Annotated in this window: 18 protein-coding genes; 15 read left to right on the top strand and 3 right to left on the bottom strand. The window is 29.6% G+C overall.

Translation table 11 applies throughout. The features are described 5' to 3' along the window. Window positions 1–18 precede the first annotated feature (18 nt). From ABNT22_RS11235 to hisIE, 10 genes are all read left to right on the top strand, one after another. Window positions 19–579 carry a DUF4252 domain-containing protein gene (locus tag ABNT22_RS11235; RefSeq protein ID WP_348719022.1) on the top strand — a complete coding sequence of 187 codons (561 nt, stop codon included), beginning with the start codon at window positions 19–21 and terminating at the stop codon, window positions 577–579. Window positions 580–1,228: 649 nt separating this feature from the next. Then, window positions 1,229–2,749, top strand: coding sequence for a hypothetical protein (locus ABNT22_RS11230; protein WP_348719021.1), 1,521 nt, complete (start codon window positions 1,229–1,231; stop codon window positions 2,747–2,749). Window positions 2,750–3,043: 294 nt separating this feature from the next. Then, entirely contained in the window at window positions 3,044–3,901 is an 858-nt protein-coding gene (gene hisG, locus ABNT22_RS11225; protein WP_348719019.1) for an ATP phosphoribosyltransferase, read from the top strand. Between the two features lie 4 nt (window positions 3,902–3,905). After that, window positions 3,906–5,195, top strand: a complete 1,290-nt coding sequence (gene hisD / locus ABNT22_RS11220; RefSeq protein ID WP_348719018.1) for a histidinol dehydrogenase — start codon at window positions 3,906–3,908, stop codon at window positions 5,193–5,195. Beyond that, complete coding sequence (gene hisC / locus ABNT22_RS11215) at window positions 5,188–6,213, top strand: histidinol-phosphate transaminase (RefSeq protein WP_348719017.1); 1,026 nt, start codon at window positions 5,188–5,190, stop codon at window positions 6,211–6,213. Before hisD ends, hisC begins: the two co-directional genes overlap by 8 nt. A 3-nt stretch (window positions 6,214–6,216) precedes the next feature. Beyond that, on the top strand, window positions 6,217–7,350 hold the full coding sequence (gene hisB, locus ABNT22_RS11210; RefSeq protein ID WP_348719016.1) for a bifunctional histidinol-phosphatase/imidazoleglycerol-phosphate dehydratase HisB: 1,134 nt from the start codon (window positions 6,217–6,219) through the stop codon (window positions 7,348–7,350). Window positions 7,351–7,379: 29 nt separating this feature from the next. After that, window positions 7,380–7,961, top strand: a complete 582-nt coding sequence (gene hisH / locus ABNT22_RS11205; protein ID WP_348719014.1) for an imidazole glycerol phosphate synthase subunit HisH — start codon at window positions 7,380–7,382, stop codon at window positions 7,959–7,961. Window position 7,962: 1 nt separating this feature from the next. After that, window positions 7,963–8,676 carry a 1-(5-phosphoribosyl)-5-[(5-phosphoribosylamino)methylideneamino]imidazole-4-carboxamide isomerase gene (gene hisA, locus ABNT22_RS11200; RefSeq protein WP_348719012.1) on the top strand — a complete coding sequence of 238 codons (714 nt, stop codon included), beginning with the start codon at window positions 7,963–7,965 and terminating at the stop codon, window positions 8,674–8,676. Further along, the gene (hisF, locus tag ABNT22_RS11195) at window positions 8,670–9,422 is read left to right on the top strand and encodes an imidazole glycerol phosphate synthase subunit HisF (protein ID WP_348719011.1); all 753 of its coding nucleotides are present in this window, start codon (window positions 8,670–8,672) and stop codon (window positions 9,420–9,422) included. The genes hisA and hisF overlap by 7 nt, the downstream gene beginning before the upstream one ends. Further along, window positions 9,419–10,024 (top strand): bifunctional phosphoribosyl-AMP cyclohydrolase/phosphoribosyl-ATP diphosphatase HisIE, encoded by a 606-nt coding sequence (gene hisIE, locus ABNT22_RS11190; protein WP_348719010.1) that lies wholly within the window; start codon window positions 9,419–9,421, stop codon window positions 10,022–10,024. Before hisF ends, hisIE begins: the two co-directional genes overlap by 4 nt. Window positions 10,025–10,103: 79 nt before the next feature. On the opposite strand, the gene ABNT22_RS11185 is transcribed toward hisIE, so the two are convergent. Then, entirely contained in the window at window positions 10,104–10,505 is a 402-nt protein-coding gene (locus tag ABNT22_RS11185; RefSeq protein WP_348719009.1) for a hypothetical protein, read from the bottom strand. A 146-nt stretch (window positions 10,506–10,651) separates the two neighbouring features. Here ABNT22_RS11185 and ABNT22_RS11180 point away from each other — a divergent pair, with 146 nt between their 5' ends. The 4 genes from ABNT22_RS11180 (at window position 10,652) to creD (ending at window position 14,888) form a co-directional block, all read left to right on the top strand. Then, window positions 10,652–11,806, top strand: a complete 1,155-nt coding sequence (locus ABNT22_RS11180) for an SAM-dependent methyltransferase (protein WP_348719007.1) — start codon at window positions 10,652–10,654, stop codon at window positions 11,804–11,806. A 61-nt stretch (window positions 11,807–11,867) separates the two neighbouring features. Then, window positions 11,868–12,452: a Crp/Fnr family transcriptional regulator gene (locus tag ABNT22_RS11175; protein ID WP_348719005.1), complete on the top strand. Its 585-nt coding sequence runs from the start codon at window positions 11,868–11,870 to the stop codon at window positions 12,450–12,452. Window positions 12,453–12,496: 44 nt separating this feature from the next. Further along, window positions 12,497–13,417: an EamA family transporter gene (locus ABNT22_RS11170; RefSeq protein WP_348719004.1), complete on the top strand. Its 921-nt coding sequence runs from the start codon at window positions 12,497–12,499 to the stop codon at window positions 13,415–13,417. Between the two features lie 121 nt (window positions 13,418–13,538). Further along, window positions 13,539–14,888 (top strand): cell envelope integrity protein CreD, encoded by a 1,350-nt coding sequence (gene creD, locus ABNT22_RS11165; RefSeq protein ID WP_348719002.1) that lies wholly within the window; start codon window positions 13,539–13,541, stop codon window positions 14,886–14,888. Window positions 14,889–14,906: 18 nt separating this feature from the next. Here creD and ABNT22_RS11160 read toward each other — a convergent pair whose 3' ends face one another. Continuing rightward, on the bottom strand, window positions 14,907–15,722 hold the full coding sequence (locus tag ABNT22_RS11160; protein WP_348719000.1) for a DUF1853 family protein: 816 nt from the start codon (window positions 15,720–15,722) through the stop codon (window positions 14,907–14,909). A 6-nt stretch (window positions 15,723–15,728) separates the two neighbouring features. Beyond that, on the bottom strand, window positions 15,729–16,232 hold the full coding sequence (locus tag ABNT22_RS11155) for an OmpH family outer membrane protein (protein ID WP_348718999.1): 504 nt from the start codon (window positions 16,230–16,232) through the stop codon (window positions 15,729–15,731). 148 nt (window positions 16,233–16,380) lie between these two features. Here ABNT22_RS11155 and ABNT22_RS11150 point away from each other — a divergent pair, with 148 nt between their 5' ends. Then, window positions 16,381–17,619, top strand: coding sequence for an alginate export family protein (locus tag ABNT22_RS11150; RefSeq protein WP_348718997.1), 1,239 nt, complete (start codon window positions 16,381–16,383; stop codon window positions 17,617–17,619).

Here is a 17,619-nt window from a genome sequence, read left to right as displayed (position 1 = left end):
AACTAAAATTAAAATATTATGAAAAAATATGTAATTTATACGATGTCGATACTAATGTTTGCATTAGTATCCTGTAATAAACCATCTCTACAAAAATATATTGTGGAAAGTCAAGACAATTCAAAGTTTGTAACCTTAGACTTTTCTTCAAGTATTTTACCAATTAAAATGAAAGAAGGAGCTTCTGAAAGTGATAAAGAAGCCTATGCTAGTATAAGAAAAGTGAATGTAGCTTTTTTACCAAAAAATAAAGCAACGGAAGAAGAATTAACGGCAGAAAGACAAAAGATTAAAGGCATCTTTAAAAATTCTGACTACAAAGTATTGATGAAGTTTAATGATAAAAAAGGAAAAGCAACCTTATATTATATTGGAGAAACGGATGCAATTGATGAGATTGTAGGATTTGTTGATTCGAAAGAAATGGGAGTGGGAGTTGCAAGATTATTAGGAGAGAACATGAATCCTAATGCCATTATGAAAATGATGAGAAGCGTTGATGTAGATGAAGATAGTGGGCAATTAGAAAGCCTTAAAAATATGATTGAAAGTAATGTTGATTCTATAAAAGAGAATTAAGCTATTTAAATCTATTAGATTTTATAAAAAAAACACCTGTTGATATCAACAGGTGTTTTTTTTATAAGTTAAAGTTACCAATCAAAACTACGTAAGGGATTAAAAAATAGTAGAGGTAAAATGTATGGTAACTTTATTTGTCTAGGGGAAACTTTATATTTTTAAAAGCAAATATATAAGAGAAACACAGGTAATAAGGCTATGTAGTAGATTTGTAGTGTTAGATTTTAGAACATTCAGTTATTAATTGTAAAAAAATTGGATTGAATAAAGATGAAGTGGTACTTTTGAGCCCTTCTTTGTTAAATTGATATTATTTTAACCTAGTTATGTATTTTTTTTATTTTTGAAATAATAGGATTGATCGTTAAGAACTACTTGTTTTAAATTAAAATTTGTAAAACGAAAAAGTTACCAAAAATATCAACAACGAAGAATTAGGGGAAACATCATTATACTTTGGTAACTTAAAATATTTAAAGTTAAATAGTAAAAGGGAAGAACTAAGTAACTTCAAGGCAAATGTATTTATTAGGCACCTTAAAAAAGCTTATGTAGTAGATTTGATGTGTTTTTACATTAAAGTTTTTTGTGTAAAAACTAGTGTAGTATAATTGACGTATATAAAAACAACCATTAATTTATAAGAATGAGAAAATGGAATGCCCCCTTATTGTTGGTTTTTATAAGTACCTTCTGTTTCGGACAACAAAAAGAAATCTCTACCAATGAGTACAAAAAGAAAATAGTAAATGATTACTATTTATTTCAAAAAACAGAAAATGAAGAGTTATTGGATAGTATTCTTCGTTATGTGAAAATAAATAATAGAACAATTGAGGAAGATTCCATTAATAGTAAAATATATTATTTAAGAGGAGTCAAAAATCTATTTCTCCAACAATACAAAGTTTCAGAAGAACTTTTTTCTAATTCATTTAAACTAGCTAATAAAACAAATGATATCCTTCTACAAGGAACTATATACAATTCAAGAGGAGTATCAGCATCATTAAGCAAAAAAGATTATAAAAAAGCGGAAGAGTTATTTAAGAAAGCAATTTCTAAATATGAACAAATAGAGGAGTTTCCACAACGAATAGATGCCTATTATAATCTTACGATAAACTCAAGAAGGAGAGAGCAGTGGTCAGAATCGAACGAGTATGCCTTTAGATATTTAGAGTTAATCAATCAACATAAAAAACTTACAGGACTCAAAAGATTGTACTATTTTATTGCCGACAATTACCTAGAGCTTAGAGAATTTGAAAAAGCCTATGAGTATTTAAAAAAAGCCAAGAGTATTGAATTTCCAAAGGATAGTTATAATTATACAACAAGTTTAATCAATGAAGCTTATGCAAAATTATATGAGGAAGAGAATGAAGAGATTAAAGCTTTAGCTTACTATAAAGAAGTAATTGTGGAGTTAAGAGCGGCTATTAAATATAAAGAGGCATATTTAGAAGACTCTTATATGCGTGAGTTAGAGTTAGAGAAAGATTTAAAAGAAAAAAACAATGAAATTATTAAAGATCAGAGACGTCAGTTATATTGGAGTATTTTAACAATTATATTATTGATTTTACTGTTGTCTGGATTAATTTATTTTAGAAAGAAAGACAAAAAGAAGAATGAAAAAATCAACGAACTTAATTTAGAATTAAAGGAACTTATAATAGATTTAAAAGAGAAAAATAAGGAGTTGTATAAGAATGAAAGAGAGAATGAAAATTTATTAAAATTAAATGAACAAGCTCTTTTTTCTAGAGTTTTGAGAATATCAACATATAATGATTCTATAAGGAAAGTTTGTAAAGATATTGAAGGATATTTAGATAATAGTTTGGATACATCTAGGTACTTAATAATGATTAATAGAAAGTTATCTGATTTAATATCTGAAGAAGAAATGTGGGAAGATTTCAAAATTCAATTTGAAAAAACAAGACCAGAATTCTTCAATAAATTGAAAAAAGTTGCGCCAAGCTTATCTGTAAATGACTTAAAACATTGTACTTATATAGTAGCGAACTTAAAAAGTAAAGAGGTAGCTCAACTTATAAATGTTTCACCTAGAAGTGTTGAAACTACACGTTATAGAATTAAGAAAAAGATGGGATTAGAAAAAAGTGAAAGTTTGTACGATTTATTAAGTCATTTGTAAGTTTAAATTTTAAATTAGTGTTATATAATTTTTTGGAAATTTATTTTTTGGAAAAAAAATTTGGATTCTAAAAAATAAATTCTAAATATTTGCAAAGACAAAAAAGAAAGAAATGAATTTTATTCAATTACATCATCATCATTTTCATACTTGCACTCAAGCGAGCTGAAAATGTATTGAATAAATTCTAAATATATTTTAAAACCCGTTTGAGTAAATCAAACGGGTTTTTTATTTCGATCAGGCGCCAAGAAATAATTTCCAAAAAGATTTACTCAAACCAAACTAAATAAAATGAGTAAATTAAAAATAGCCATACAAAAATCAGGAAGACTTAACCAAGATTCTCTTCAAATACTAAAGGAATGTGGAGTATCTATTGATAATGGTAAAGATCAATTAAAAGCGTCAGCAAGTAACTTTCCGTTAGAAGTTTTTTATCTCAGAAATGGTGATATTCCGCAGTACTTAAAAGACGGAGTAGTTGATGCAGCAATTATAGGAGAGAATTTGCTGATTGAAAAAGGAACGGGAATTGAATTTATTGAAAAGCTTGGATTTTCCAAATGTAAGGTTTCACTAGCCATTCCTAAAAATGAAAATTATACTGGAATATCTTACTTTAATAAGAAGAAGATAGCAACGTCTTATCCAGAAACAGTTAAAGGCTTTTTAAAAGAAAATAATATAGAAGCACAATTGCACATAATTAATGGATCGGTTGAAATTGCACCAAATATTGGTTTGGCTGATGGTATTTGTGATATTGTATCTAGTGGTTCTACCTTGTTTAAGAATAACTTAAAAGAAGTAGAAGTTTTACTTACTTCGGAAGCGGTTTTAGCAGTTTCTCCAAAAATAGAAGAAGAACAAAAAGAGGTGTTGAATAAACTTCAGTTTAGAATTCAGTCTGTTTTAAAAGGGAGAAAATCAAAATATATATTGTTAAATGCACCTAATGAGAAACTAGATAAAATTATTAGCATCTTACCAGGAATGCGAAGCCCTACAGTATTGCCATTGGCAGAAGAAGGATGGAGTTCGGTGCACTCTGTACTAGACAGAAATGAGTTTTGGGAAATAATTGACGAGTTGAAGAGTAATGGTGCAGAAGGAATTTTAGTTTGTCCAATAGAAAAAATGGTTGTGTAATATTATGAAAACAATTAAAAATCCACCAACAAAAGAATGGGCTTCTATTTGTAAAAGAGCCACTTTAAATCAAGCTAATCTTGAGAAAAAAGTAATTACAATTTTAGAAGATGTTAAGCAAAATAAAGACGAAGCATTGATTCGATATGGAGCATTGTTTGATGGAGTAGAGCTTTCTTCTATACAAGTAACCAACGAAGAAATAACATTAGCAAAAACCCTAATTTCAAAAGAATTGCAAGAAGCAATTCAATTGGCAAAAAGTAATATTGAAAGATTTCATACTTCTCAAAAAGAACAAGAAACAAAAGTAGAAACAACAAAAGGAGTTTCTTGTTGGAGAAGAAGCGTAGCAATAGAAAAAGTAGGACTTTATATTCCTGGAGGAACCGCTCCTTTGTTTTCAACTATTTTGATGTTAGGTATTCCTGCCAAGATTGCTGGATGTAAGGAAATAGTTTTATGCACACCACCAAACAAAGAAGGAAAAATAAATCCGGCAATTTTATACACAGCTTCATTGGTAGGAGTTACAAGAATTTTTAAAGTTGGTGGAGCACAAGCAATTGGAGCTATGGCATATGGAACAGAAACGATACCGAATGTATATAAAATCCTAGGGCCAGGAAATCAGTATGTAACTAAAGCAAAAGAGTTAGTTCAACAAGAAGGTATTGCGATTGATATGCCAGCCGGACCAAGTGAGGTTTTAGTAGTTGCAGACGAATCTTCTAATACTGAATTTGTAGCGGCGGATTTACTTTCTCAAGCAGAACATGGAATTGATAGCCAAGTTGTTTTGACAGCGACTGATGAGAATACCATAAATAGAGTTATCAAAGAATTAGAAAAACAATTATCAAGTTTAGAACGCAAAGAGATAGCTTCAAAAGCTTTAGAAAATAGTTTTTCAGTAGTGTTAAACTCTATAGAAGAATGTATTGAGTTTAGTAATGTTTATGCGCCAGAGCACTTGATAATAGCTTCTAGTAAAGCTTCAGATTATATAGAAAAGATAACCAATGCAGGATCCGTTTTCTTAGGCAATTATAGTTGTGAAAGTGCAGGAGATTACGCTAGTGGAACTAATCATACCTTACCAACCAATGGGTATGCAAAAAATTATAGCGGAGTCTCTTTAGACAGTTTTATAAAGAAAATTACTTTTCAAGAAATCACAAAAGAGGGAATTGTAAATATTGGAAATGCTATAGAGTTAATGGCAGAAGCTGAAGGTTTACAAGCGCACAAAAATGCAGTTTCAGTAAGATTAAAAGAAGTTAATAATGTTTAGTTTAGAAAATATTGTTCGTACAAATATCAAAGAATTAGCAGGATATTCATCTGCAAGAGATGAGTTTAAAGGAACAGCAGAAGTTTATTTAGACGCTAATGAAAATCCATTTGGTACATTAAACCGTTATCCAGATCCTAGACAAGTAAATATTAAAAAAAGACTTTCTGATATAAAACAAACAAAGGCAAGTCAAATTTTCATAGGAAACGGAAGTGATGAAGTAATTGATTTGGCATTTAGAATCTTTTGTGAACCAGGTAGGGACAAAGCATTAACATTTTCGCCAACTTATGGAATGTATGATGTATCTGCGGCTATAAACAATATAGAATTAATTAAACAGCCTTTACTAGCTGATTTTCAAATTAATCTAAATCAGTTGCAACCTTACTTAGAAATGGATGATGTGAAACTAATATTTATCTGTTCTCCAAATAATCCTACAGGAAATATTATCAATAAAGAAGAGATACTTTATATTCTAAATAACTATCATGGAATCGTAATAATTGATGAAGCTTATATTGACTTTAGTACTAAAGCATCTTTTATTTCAGAGATTGAAAATTATCCGAATCTAGTCGTAAGTCAAACATTTAGCAAGGCTTGGGGATTGGCCGGAGCAAGAGTTGGTGCTGCGTATGCAAACGAAAAGATTATTGACTTATATAATAAAGTAAAGCCTCCATACAATGTAAGTTCTTTAAATCAAGAAGCTATTTTATTGGCATTAAATAGTCAAACAAAATTTGAAATTGAAAAAAACATATTATTGATTGAGCGTGAAAAAATGATTCCTCAATTACAACAAATACCTATTGTAAAGAAAGTATATCCAACCGAAGCAAATTTCGTATTAGTTGAAGTAGAAGATGCTAATGAACTTTATAAAATATTAGTAAATAAGAAAATTATAACTAGAAATAGAAATAGTTTAGTTAAGAATTGTTTACGAATAACAATTGGAAGCCCAGAAGAGAATTTAAAACTAATCAACACACTAAAAGAATTATAAAAAATGAAACGAGTATTATTTATCGATAGAGATGGAACTTTAATTAAAGAACCAGCAGATGAACAAACAGATTCATTTGAAAAATTACAATTTTATCCAAAAGTATTTCAAGGATTAAGTAAAATAGCCAAAGAGCTTGATTTTGAGTTAGTATTGGTTACCAATCAAGATGGCTTAGGAACAGATGTTTATCCTGAAAATACATTTTGGCCTGTGCATAATTTCGTAATGAATACACTAAGAGAAGAAGGAATAGAGTTTCAAGATGAAATTATTGATCGAACTTTTGCTAAAGATAATTTACCTACAAGAAAACCAAACACAGGTTTATTAACAAAATATTTTTCTGATGAATATGACTTAACAAATTCATTTGTGATTGGAGATCGATTAACAGATGTAGAATTAGCAAAAAACCTGGGAGCACAAGGAATTTATATTAATGATGAAACATATTTAGGTGCGGATGAAATAACTGTTAAAAGAGATGAGCTAGATGTTTATATAGCCTTAGAAAGCAATGATTGGAATACCATTTATGAATTCTTGAAACTCAAAGAAAGATCAGCATCTATAGAACGAAATACAAATGAAACTCAAATTAAGATAGCGGTTAATTTAGATGGTGATGGTACTAGTAATATTGATACGGGAATAGCCTTTTTTGATCATATGTTGGATCAAATTGCACGTCACGGACAAATGGATTTGTCAATACAGGTTGCTGGAGATTTAGAGGTTGATGAACACCATACCATTGAAGATACGGCTATTGCTTTAGGGGAAGTCTTCGCGAAAGCTTTAAGTAATAAATTAGGTATTGAACGTTATGGGTTTTGCTTACCTATGGATGATTGTTTAGCACAAGTAGCAATTGATTTTGGAGGGCGAAACTGGTTAGTTTGGGATGCAGAATTTAAACGTGAAATGATTGGAAAAATGCCAACAGAAATGTTCTATCACTTTTTTAAATCGTTTACAGATGGTGCAAAATGTAACTTAAACATTAAAGCTGAGGGAATTAATGAGCATCATAAAATAGAAGCAATTTTTAAAGCTTTTGCAAAGGCCATAAAAGTGGCAGTTAAAAGAGATGTATCGAAAATGATTTTACCTTCTACAAAGGGAGCATTATAAAAAAATCAAATTATTATTTAGAAGTATAAATGATTGCAATTATAAAATACAATGCTGGAAATATTAGATCTGTACAAAATGCTATCTCTCGATTAGGATATAAAAGTATCATTACAGATAATCCAGAAGAAATTAGAAGTGCCACAAAAGTAATTTTTCCGGGTGTGGGCGAAGCTAGTTCAGCAATGAATTATTTAAAGAATAGAGAATTAGATAAAGTTATTTTATCCTTAAAACAACCAGTACTTGGAATTTGTCTTGGATTACAGTTAATGTGTTTATCTTCTGAAGAAGGAAACACGAAGTGTTTAGGGATTTTTGACGCAAAAACTAAGAAGTTTCCTCCACAAGATAAAGTACCTCATATGGGATGGAACAGTTTTTCTACTATAGAAACATCTCCATTGCTTAAAAACATTTGTTTAGAAGATAATATGTATTATGTACATGGTTATTATGCTGAACCTTGTAATGAAACTATTGCAACTTGTGATTATATTAAGGAGTTTAGTTCAGTAATGCAAAAGAATAACTTTTATGCAATGCAATTTCACCCAGAAAAATCTGCTCAAATAGGTGCACAATTATTAAAAAACTTTTTAGAATTATAAAATGAGAATTATACCAGCTATTGATATTATTGAAGGCAAATGCGTTCGATTAACCAAAGGAGATTATAACACAAAAAAAATATATAACGAAAATCCATTAGAAGTAGCTAAAGAATTTGAAGCTAACGGAATTCAGTTTTTACATTTAGTAGACCTTGATGGAGCTAAGTCGAGTAAAATTGTCAATTATAAAGTTTTAGAAAGTATAGCGTCGAAAACCAATTTGAAAATAGATTTTGGGGGAGGGTTAAAATCTGATCAAGATCTAAGGATAGCATTTGAATCTGGAGCCAATCAAATTACAGGTGGGAGTATAGCTGTAAAAAAACCAGATACTTTTATTAATTGGTTATCAACCTTTGGAAATGATAAAATTATTTTGGGAGCTGATTGTAAGAATAGAAGAATAGCTACACATGGCTGGATGCAAACCTCTGAAGTGGATGTTTTAGATTTTATAAAAGACTTTGAAGAAATTGGTATTACAAATGTAATTTGTACTGATGTAGCTAAAGATGGTATGCTGCAAGGAACCTCAAACGAGTTGTATAAGGAGATAATGCAAAAAACAAAGATAAATCTTATAGCAAGTGGGGGAGTTTCTCGTATGGAAGATTTATATAAAGTTAAAGAAATTGGTTGTGAAGGTGTAATTATAGGAAAGGCAATCTATGAAGGAAAAATAACTTTAAAAGAATTACAGAAATTATGTTAAAGAAAAGAATAATTCCTTGTTTAGATATAAAGGATGGAAGAACTGTAAAAGGTGTTAATTTTGTTGATATAAAAGATGCTGGTGATCCTGTTGAATTAGCAAAACAATATGTAAAAGATGGAGCTGATGAGTTGGTTTTTTTAGATATAACTGCTACACTCGAAAATAGAAAAACACTGGTAGAACTGGTTGAAAGAATAGCTAAAGAAATAAATATTCCATTTACTGTTGGAGGAGGAATAAGCTCAGTAGAAGATGCTTTAGCTTTGATAAAAGCAGGAGCAGATAAAATTAGTATCAACTCATCTGCAGTTAAGAACCCGGAGTTAATAGTTAAATTAAAAGAACGGTTTGGAAGTCAGTTTGTTGTGGTTGCTATAGATACTAAAAATGTATCAGGAACATGGAAAGTATTTACTAAAGGAGGGACTAATGAAACAAATTTAGAAACAGTTGCTTGGGCTAAACAAGTAGAAGTGCTTGGAGCGGGAGAAATACTTTTAACATCTATGAATAGCGATGGAACTAAAAATGGATTTGATATTGAAGTTACAAAAGAAGTTAGTGAAAGACTTAATATTCCAGTAATAGCTTCTGGTGGAGCAGGTAAAGAAGAACATTTTACAGAAGTTTTTACAAAAACTCAAGCAAGCGCTGGTTTGGCCGCTAGTATATTTCACTTTGGAGAAATTCCAATTCCAAAATTAAAAGAAGCATTAAAACAAAAGAATATTCCAATAAGATGAACATAGATTTTAAAAAAAGTACCGAACTAATTCCTTTGATTAATGGATTAGTACCAGTTATAATACAAGATAACATAACACTACAAGTATTAATGTTGGGGTATATGAATGAAGAAGCTTTTACAAAAACAAAAGAAGAAGGAAAGGTTACTTTTTATAGTAGAAGTAAAAACAGACTTTGGACAAAAGGAGAAACATCTGGAAACTATCTTTTCGTAAAAGATATTTTATTAGACTGTGACAATGATACACTTTTAATAAAAGCAGATCCTGTTGGTCCTACTTGTCATAAAGGATTTACATCTTGTTTTGCAGAAGACACGGCTAAAGGATTTATATACCAGTTAGAAAGAACAATTCACAATCGAATTGACTCAAATTCAAAAGAATCTTATACCAACAAGTTGTTTAGAAGAGGGATTAACAAAGTAGCTCAAAAAGTTGGGGAAGAGGCAGTAGAATTAGTTATTGAGGCAAAAGACAATAATGAAGAGTTGTTTAAAAATGAGGCCGCAGATTTATTATATCACTATTTAATTCTGTTAAAAGCTAAAGGTTTTAACCTTACTGATATTGAAGAAGTTTTAGAGAGTAGAAACTAATAATACTTACCGTATAAATATGATGAATTATACTTTGTACGGTATGTGTTTTTAAAAACATGTACAATATAGTTCTTTATCAAAACTCAACTGAAATAGAAGTGTCGTAGTATTTTTTTTTATTTACAAAATAACTATACTCAGTGAGTAGCACTTTTTTATATTTTTTACGAAATATGTTTTGATAATACTTCAGTTCTTCAAGATTTTTTGCATTATATAAAATGCGTTCGTTATTACTTTTAACTTTACCTGTAATCAAAATTTGGTATTTGTTCTTAGAATCAACATCCTTAAAACTAGTTGAAAATTCTATTTTTATTACTCTAAATTCTTGAGCTTTATTGTTGTATTTCTGAGGAGATTTAAAATAGAAGTTTTGGTACTTACCTTTAGCTTGTGTTAGCTTTAAATTAGGATTTTGCGCCTTAATAGTAGAACTACACAATAGAAAAATAAAGAAAAAAAATAAATCCCTCATGTTAAATCGTTTTAACTGTTTGATTATAAATATAATAAAAAAGATTTTTGCAGCTGTAATTACCCTACAGTAAATAGAAAAGTTAAACAAGTTTTATAGCAAGCACAAAGCAAGTTTTAAAAGTCTTAATTACCTATTTTTGCATTATGAAGGAAAATTTACAAGAACTTTTCAAAGCAATTCAAAACAGTGTCAAGGAAGACACCTTTGTAAAACTGACATTAAGTAAACCATTACGTAAAAGTGATGCTTTACCGAATGTTTATATAAGACCGATAGTGTTAAAGGGAGAGTTGTCATTTCAATTTTTATATAGGTATAGTACAAATGATCAGGTTAAGAATTACGACTTAAATGAAAGTATTGAAATAATTGAAGAGTTACTTTCTGAGAAGTTTAGGGCAGCTTCCCTATTTACTTTAAGTAATGATTTGTTAGTTTTTGTATCCAAAAAGAAAAAAGTAAGTTATAAAAAAACACATCCAAGTTTTAAGAATAAATTACCTGATATACATGATAAGCAAAAAATAAAAAGAGCAGAAAATAGTGCTTATTTATTTCATTTAGGAATTACTGATAAGGACGGAAATGTTATTCCTAAAATGGCAGATAAGTATCGACAAATTAATAAGTATCTTGAAATTATAGAAGTTCAATTAAAGTCGGTTAAACTGTCAAAAAAAATCAATATTGTTGATATGGGATCTGGTAAAGGGTATTTAACTTTTGCTTTATATGATTATTTGGTCAACCAAAAAGGACATGCTGTAAATGTTACAGGAATTGAATTAAGAGAAAACTTAGTGAAGTATTGTAATGAAATTGCAAAAAAGTGTGCTTTTACTGAATTATATTTTGTTGCCAAGCCAATACAAGAATATGAAAATGAAAAAATAGATATTTTAATTGCATTGCATGCATGCGATACAGCTACAGATGATGCCATTTTTAAAGGTTTATCTGCTAATGCGGAATTGATTATTTGTGCTCCTTGCTGTCATAAGCAAATTCGCCAACAGGTAAAAGGAAAAGAACAGGAGAGTCCACTCTTAAAATATGGTATTTTTAAAGAACGTCAGTTTGAAATGGTCACAGATACCATAAGAGCACTGATTTTAGAAAAGCATCAATATAATACTAAGGTATTTGAATTTATTAGTAACGAGCATACGCGTAAGAATGTAATGTTAATTGGTTCGAAATCTTCTAAAAACATAGATAAAGAAAAGGTTAGTTTAAAGATAGACGAATTAAAAAAGGCCTATCAAATTGAAGAACATTATTTAGAATCATTACTGTAATTTTTAAAAATATTGCTTAAAATGATATGAAAATTCGAATTTTTATCCTAAATTTAGGAAAATGGAAAGAGAATTAGCGATCATATTTAAGGGGCTGTCGTTAACTAGTCAAGAATTGGGGTATCTTTCTAGTATTTTTAAAAAAGAAACGTTTAAAAAAGGAGAATTGATATTAACCACAGAAGAGGAGGTAAAACATCAGTATTATGTCCTAGACGGTTGCCTGCGCACTTTTTTTATTGATTTAAAAGGAAAAGAACATACTATACAGTTTGCCGTAAATGATTGGTGGATTAGTGATTATATAAGTTATTTTCTTGATGAAAAATCCGTATTAACTATAGAAAGTATTAAAGAATCTACTTTATTAAGAGTCGAAAAAGAAGACTTTGAAAAAGCACTGCACAAAATTCCCTCAATAGAACATCATATTAGAAAGAAAGTAGAGCGTTTTATGGCTAAAAATCAAAAAAGAACATTAGCTGCACTTTCGCAATCTGCAAAACAACGCTATTTAAATTTTGCAAAATCTTATGCCAGTATTGAAAAGCATGTGAAAAATTATCACATTGCTTCTTATTTAGGAATTACTACACAAAGCTTAAGTAGAATTAGAAAAGAAATTTTAAAAGGATCAGGAGGTTAAAAATGAAACTTTATCAATACATTTACAAGAGATAAGTTTATTTTATGAAAGAATCGAAAGCCTTAGTAATCACAGCCTTTTTTGCTATTTATGTTATTTGGGGATCAACCTACTTACTTAACAAAATTGTTGTTTCTGAAGTATCTCCACTATTGTTGGCTGCAACAAGATTTACTGCATCAGGAGTTTTAATCATGGTTATAGCAAAATTATTGGGGGTTTCTATTCGAATAAATAAAAGTGAATTTATGAATTCAGCCATTGCCGGATTTCTGTTTTTGGTGTATGGTAATGGAGTCTTTGTATGGGCTTTAAAATACTTAGATAGTGGTTTCGCTGCATTATTAGCTTCTACGCAGCCGTTATTTGTATTGTTATTAATGAGGTTGTTAGATGGAGAAAAAATGCAAAAGCAATCTATCATAGGAGTATTACTCGGTTTTGTCGGAATGTATTTATTAGTCAGTCAAAATGAAATAACAACATCAGAAGGAACGGTCTTAGGAATTTTTATGATTTTTACTTGTCTATTAAGTTGGAGCTATGGAAGTGTATTTGTGGCCAAAGCAAACTTACCTAAGAACTTTTTTGTGAGTACTGGATATCAAATGTTAATAGCAGGAGTGTTGTTGTTTATCAGTTCATTATTGTTTCATGAAAAATGGACTTCTCCATTAAGTTGGTCTTTTGAAGCACAAACATCTATGATATTATTAATCATTTTTGGAAGTATTGTGGCATTTACAGCTTTTAATTATTTATTGAAAGTAGTGTCTCCAGAAAAAGTTTCAACATCTGCTTATGTTAATCCTGTGGTAGCGCTGGTTTTAGGATGGTATTTCTTAGATGAGAAATTAACAGTACAATCAATAGTAGCCTCTGTTGTTTTATTATCAGGAGTATATTTTATTACTTCAAGAAAAAGAATATCAAAATTAAAAACGACCAAACCACAAAAGGTTTAATGGTGTTGTTTATTAGAATAAAATCAAATTCTAAATAAACTCCTACGAATTCTAATTGTACCTCTTTAGATTGCTATGGCTCTACTAATTTTGAAGTAAATAAACTTTAAATATTAGAAAAATGGAGCAACCACCAAACAGATTTATAACATGGGTTAAAACATCTTCCACAGCGAGAATGATAATGATTGGTTTTTTAAGTTTTATACTTATTATCCCACTGATTTTTATTGAAGATTTAATTAGAGAACGCTCTTATAGACAAAAAACCGTTGTCAATGAAATAGGTAAACAATGGGGGAATGAAGTGGTGGTGTATGGACCTATTTTAAAAGTTCCATATAAAGTTTTTACTGAAAAACTCATAACAAATGAAAAAACGAAGCAAGTAACTACAGAAAAAATCGAACATATTGAATATGCTTACTTTTTTCCCGATAAGTTAGATATAAATTCAAATATTGATCCTGAACAAAAAAAGAGAGGAATTTATACCACTGCAGTATTTAATAGCTCTATTTTAATCAACGGAGTTTTTAAAACAATAGATTTTAGTAAAAAAGAAATTGAAGAAAAGAATATACTATGGAGCAAAAGTAAAATAGTACTAAAAACAACCAATGTCAAAGGAGTTAGTAGTGCTGTAAAAGTAAAGCTCAACGATAAAACATATGATTTGTCGTCAAATGAAAAAGATGGCTTTAACTACTATAATTTAGAAAGTGATTATGTACCATTCAAAGAAATAGAAACTCGTGAGAAATTAGTCAATTTTTCAATTAACTTTAATGTAAGAGGGAGTGAAGAAGTACGGTTCATTCCGATAGGGAAGGAAACAACCGCAAGAATTACTTCCAATTGGAAAACTGCAAATTTTATGGGCGAGTTTTTACCTTATAACCCAGACAAAATTCAGAACGATGGATTTGATGCCAAATGGAAAGTTTTAGATATAAATAGACCTTTTTCTCAACAACATTTTTCTGAATTACCAAATTTCAATGAATTCGATTTTGGAGTAAACTTTAAAATTCCGGTAGACGAATATCAAAAGAGTGAACGTTCTACCAAATATGGATTTTTGGTAATAACCTTAACTTTTTTAGTATTCTTTTTGATTCAAACAATTAGTAAAATTAATATGCACCCTTTTCAATATCTAATGATTGGATTAGCCCTAGTTATGTTTTATACATTGTTGGTGTCTATTTCTGAGCATAGTGATTTTTTAAAGGCATATGGAATAGCAAGTATATCGGTAATTACATTAATAACCTTATATGCAAAGAATATCTTAAAAAGTAACAAGTTTACGGTATTTGTAGCAATTTCTTTGTCCGCTTTGTATGCTTTTATCTTTACAATAATTCAACTAGAAAACTATGCATTATTGGTGGGAAGTGTAGGTTTATTTATAATACTAGCTATAGTAATGTACGTTTCTAGAAAAATAGACTGGTCAAGTAACTAAAAGCTATTTATAATAGATTTACCACCAAACAACAAAAAATTTAACAAGCTCACCATTCTGCCTTTTTAACCAGCATAATGGTGCGTTTTGTTCGTCAAGAAAAGGTTGTAGTTTTGAATTAAAATCTTCGAAATTATGCCAATTTACATTAGTATGAGGCTCTAATAACCAATTATGTTTGTTTGGAATGTAAAATTTACATTGAGAAAATTGATTCAACTCATTTGCATAAATGTAAAATCCATAAATACAATCATTATTAACTTCTAAGAAATGTTGACCATAATTTGATAAGTGTACAAATAATTGAGCCTTAAAGTATACTTGTTGTAGTAGATCTTGATTAGAAAGATTAAGATTATCTAAATACTTTTTACAATGTTTAGAGTAAAGTAAAGGCAGCTGTTTCCTTTTTAGTTTTGTAAGTTTTTGAACAAGTGAATCTCGTCTATTTGGACCAATCCAATGATCTATTTCTGAACTTCCAAATGAAGAATCGTATAAATAAAACTTGTAAACAATTTCCACATGAATAGATGTGCTATTCTGTAGTAATAAACAATCTAATTCACCTAAGGTAATTTTGTTGTTTTGAATTTGAAGATTTTCAGTTAAAATTTTAATAGAACTGTCTTGCTGAAGTTGAAAGGAAACAAAACGTTCTACCAGTTTTCCAAGCCTCAGTTTTTTCTTAATGTTAGTAGTAAATGAAGTGGTGTTAATTGCAGTTGTTTCAAACTGTACTAAATCAAAAACACCTTTTCCATGCCAAAGAAAAGGTGTTTTTAAAAATCCTTCATATTGAAGTTGTAAGTCTTTTTGTTTTTGATACATTAGAGTTTACTCTTTAATACCTAATTTATCTAATACCAATTGTGTAATATCAAAACGCTCGTCTATATAACCAAATTGGTTTCCATTGGTAGTTAAAATCTGAGTATATCCGTTTGCTTTGGCTACTTCAGCAATCGTTTCACTAAGTTTTTTATACAATGGGCGCATGTATTCATCACGTTGTAGTTGCATCATTTTAGTACCATTTACTCTAAATTTCTGCATCTCCTGATCCAATACTTGTAATTCTTGGATTCTATTCTTTTTGTCAGCATCACTCATGGTCTTTTCATCAGCTTTGAAAGCATCAATTTTTGTTTGATACTCCTTAGCCTTTATATTGTATGATGAATCTAACTTTTTACCAGCGCTCTCAATTCTTTTTAAAACGTTTTTCGTTTGAGGCATTTTACCAATAATTAAATCACTATTTACTGTACCTACTTTTGTTTGAGAAAATGATAAAGTTGAAATAAGAAGAGCTACTAATAGTATAATTTTTGATCTCATGTTTTTTATTGTTTTTCGCAAATATATAAAAGTGAGTTAGCTATGACCTTTAAAATTAGTTAAAGTTTTTTCAAAGCATGACCTTTATCATAGTTTAAGGAATACTTTCTAAAGAAATTTGTTAGGAAATCTAAAAAAATAGATCATCATGAAAACAAACAAGTTTCTTAGTATCCTATTAGCTTTAGTAGCAACAGCTTCATATGCTCAATTAACAGTTCAGGCAGAATTAAGACCAAGAGCAGAGTATAGGCATGGGTTTAAAACATTAATAGCAAATAACGAAGATGCAGCGTTATTTATATCTCAAAGAACAAGATTGAATACAACATATGCTATGGAGAACTTAAATTTTTATTTAAGTATTCAAGATGTGAGAGTTTGGGGAGATGTTCCTCAGTTGAATATAGCAGATGCCAATGGATTAGGGTTACATGAGGCTTGGGCAGAAATTTTATTAGATGCTAATTTCTCTCTTAAGTTTGGGCGTCAAGAAGTAATTTATGATGATAGTCGAATTTTTGGAAATGTAGGCTGGGCACAACAAGCAAGAAGCCATGATATGGCTTTGTTAAAATACAAAGAGAAAGATTTAAGAATAGATGTTGGGGTTGCTTTTAATCAATCAAGAGAGAAAGTAACAGGAACTTTGTTAGAGACACCGAATACTTATAAATCTTTACAGTATGCTTGGTTGCATAAAGACTGGGAAAATTTTTCAGGAAGCTTTTTATTCTTAAATAACGGAATGCAAACTCCCATTGGACTAAAATATAGTCAAACAGTAGGTACACATTTAAAGGCTAATATAGATAAGTTCAAACTTGTTTCGAATTTATATTATCAGTTTGGTAGAGATGCAGGAAACAGAGAACTAAGTGCATACTTATTAAGTTTAGAGGCTTATTATAAAGTATCAAACAAAACTAAAATAGGAATTGGTACAGAATTGATTAGTGGAAATGAGAATGGTTCTCCAATAAACAATGAAAACAAAGCTTTTACTCCATTTTATGGTACTAATCATAAATTCAACGGTTTAATGGACTATTTCTATGTAGGTAATCACGCTAATAATGTGGGATTACTTGATATATATGCAATGGCCAATTTTAAATTAAACTCTAAATCGGGTATAACAGCAAGCCTGCATAACTTTTCAGCAGCAGCAGAACTCAATAGTTCAGTTTCAAAACAATTAGGAATGGAGTTAGATCTTGTATATGGATACAAGTTTAGTAAGGAAATAGGAATCAAGGCAGGATATTCTCATCTTTTTCCATCAGAAGGAATGGAAGTTTTAAAAGCAAATTCAGATAATAATACTAATAATTGGGGGTGGATAATGATTACAGTGAAGCCAACTTTATTTTCAACTAAACAATAG

This window comes from Tenacibaculum sp. 190130A14a (assembly GCF_964048965.1).
Lineage (GTDB): Bacteria > Bacteroidota > Bacteroidia > Flavobacteriales > Flavobacteriaceae > Polaribacter > Polaribacter polynesiense.
Note: the sequence above shows the minus strand (reverse complement) of the source record. Positions and strands in the feature narration are given on the sequence as shown.

What these genes read in the sequence shown, in the direction of transcription:
- hisH (WP_348719014.1), top strand. Translation starts at nt 7,380, where the DNA reads ATGATTGCAATTATAAAATACAATGCTGGAAATATTAGATCTGTACAA.
- ABNT22_RS11175 (WP_348719005.1), top strand. Translation starts at nt 11,868, where the DNA reads ATGGAAAGAGAATTAGCGATCATATTTAAGGGGCTGTCGTTAACTAGT.
- hisIE (WP_348719010.1), top strand. Translation starts at nt 9,419, where the DNA reads ATGAACATAGATTTTAAAAAAAGTACCGAACTAATTCCTTTGATTAAT.
- ABNT22_RS11170 (WP_348719004.1), top strand. Translation starts at nt 12,497, where the DNA reads ATGAAAGAATCGAAAGCCTTAGTAATCACAGCCTTTTTTGCTATTTAT.
- hisG (WP_348719019.1), top strand. Translation starts at nt 3,044, where the DNA reads ATGAGTAAATTAAAAATAGCCATACAAAAATCAGGAAGACTTAACCAA.
- ABNT22_RS11235 (WP_348719022.1), top strand. Translation starts at nt 19, where the DNA reads ATGAAAAAATATGTAATTTATACGATGTCGATACTAATGTTTGCATTA.
- ABNT22_RS11160 (WP_348719000.1), bottom strand. Translation starts at nt 15,722, where the DNA reads ATGTATCAAAAACAAAAAGACTTACAACTTCAATATGAAGGATTTTTA.
- ABNT22_RS11230 (WP_348719021.1), top strand. Translation starts at nt 1,229, where the DNA reads ATGAGAAAATGGAATGCCCCCTTATTGTTGGTTTTTATAAGTACCTTC.
- ABNT22_RS11155 (WP_348718999.1), bottom strand. Translation starts at nt 16,232, where the DNA reads ATGAGATCAAAAATTATACTATTAGTAGCTCTTCTTATTTCAACTTTA.
- hisB (WP_348719016.1), top strand. Translation starts at nt 6,217, where the DNA reads ATGAAACGAGTATTATTTATCGATAGAGATGGAACTTTAATTAAAGAA.
- hisD (WP_348719018.1), top strand. Translation starts at nt 3,906, where the DNA reads ATGAAAACAATTAAAAATCCACCAACAAAAGAATGGGCTTCTATTTGT.
- ABNT22_RS11180 (WP_348719007.1), top strand. Translation starts at nt 10,652, where the DNA reads ATGAAGGAAAATTTACAAGAACTTTTCAAAGCAATTCAAAACAGTGTC.
- hisF (WP_348719011.1), top strand. Translation starts at nt 8,670, where the DNA reads ATGTTAAAGAAAAGAATAATTCCTTGTTTAGATATAAAGGATGGAAGA.
- hisC (WP_348719017.1), top strand. Translation starts at nt 5,188, where the DNA reads ATGTTTAGTTTAGAAAATATTGTTCGTACAAATATCAAAGAATTAGCA.
- ABNT22_RS11185 (WP_348719009.1), bottom strand. Translation starts at nt 10,505, where the DNA reads ATGAGGGATTTATTTTTTTTCTTTATTTTTCTATTGTGTAGTTCTACT.
- ABNT22_RS11150 (WP_348718997.1), top strand. Translation starts at nt 16,381, where the DNA reads ATGAAAACAAACAAGTTTCTTAGTATCCTATTAGCTTTAGTAGCAACA.
- creD (WP_348719002.1), top strand. Translation starts at nt 13,539, where the DNA reads ATGGAGCAACCACCAAACAGATTTATAACATGGGTTAAAACATCTTCC.
- hisA (WP_348719012.1), top strand. Translation starts at nt 7,963, where the DNA reads ATGAGAATTATACCAGCTATTGATATTATTGAAGGCAAATGCGTTCGA.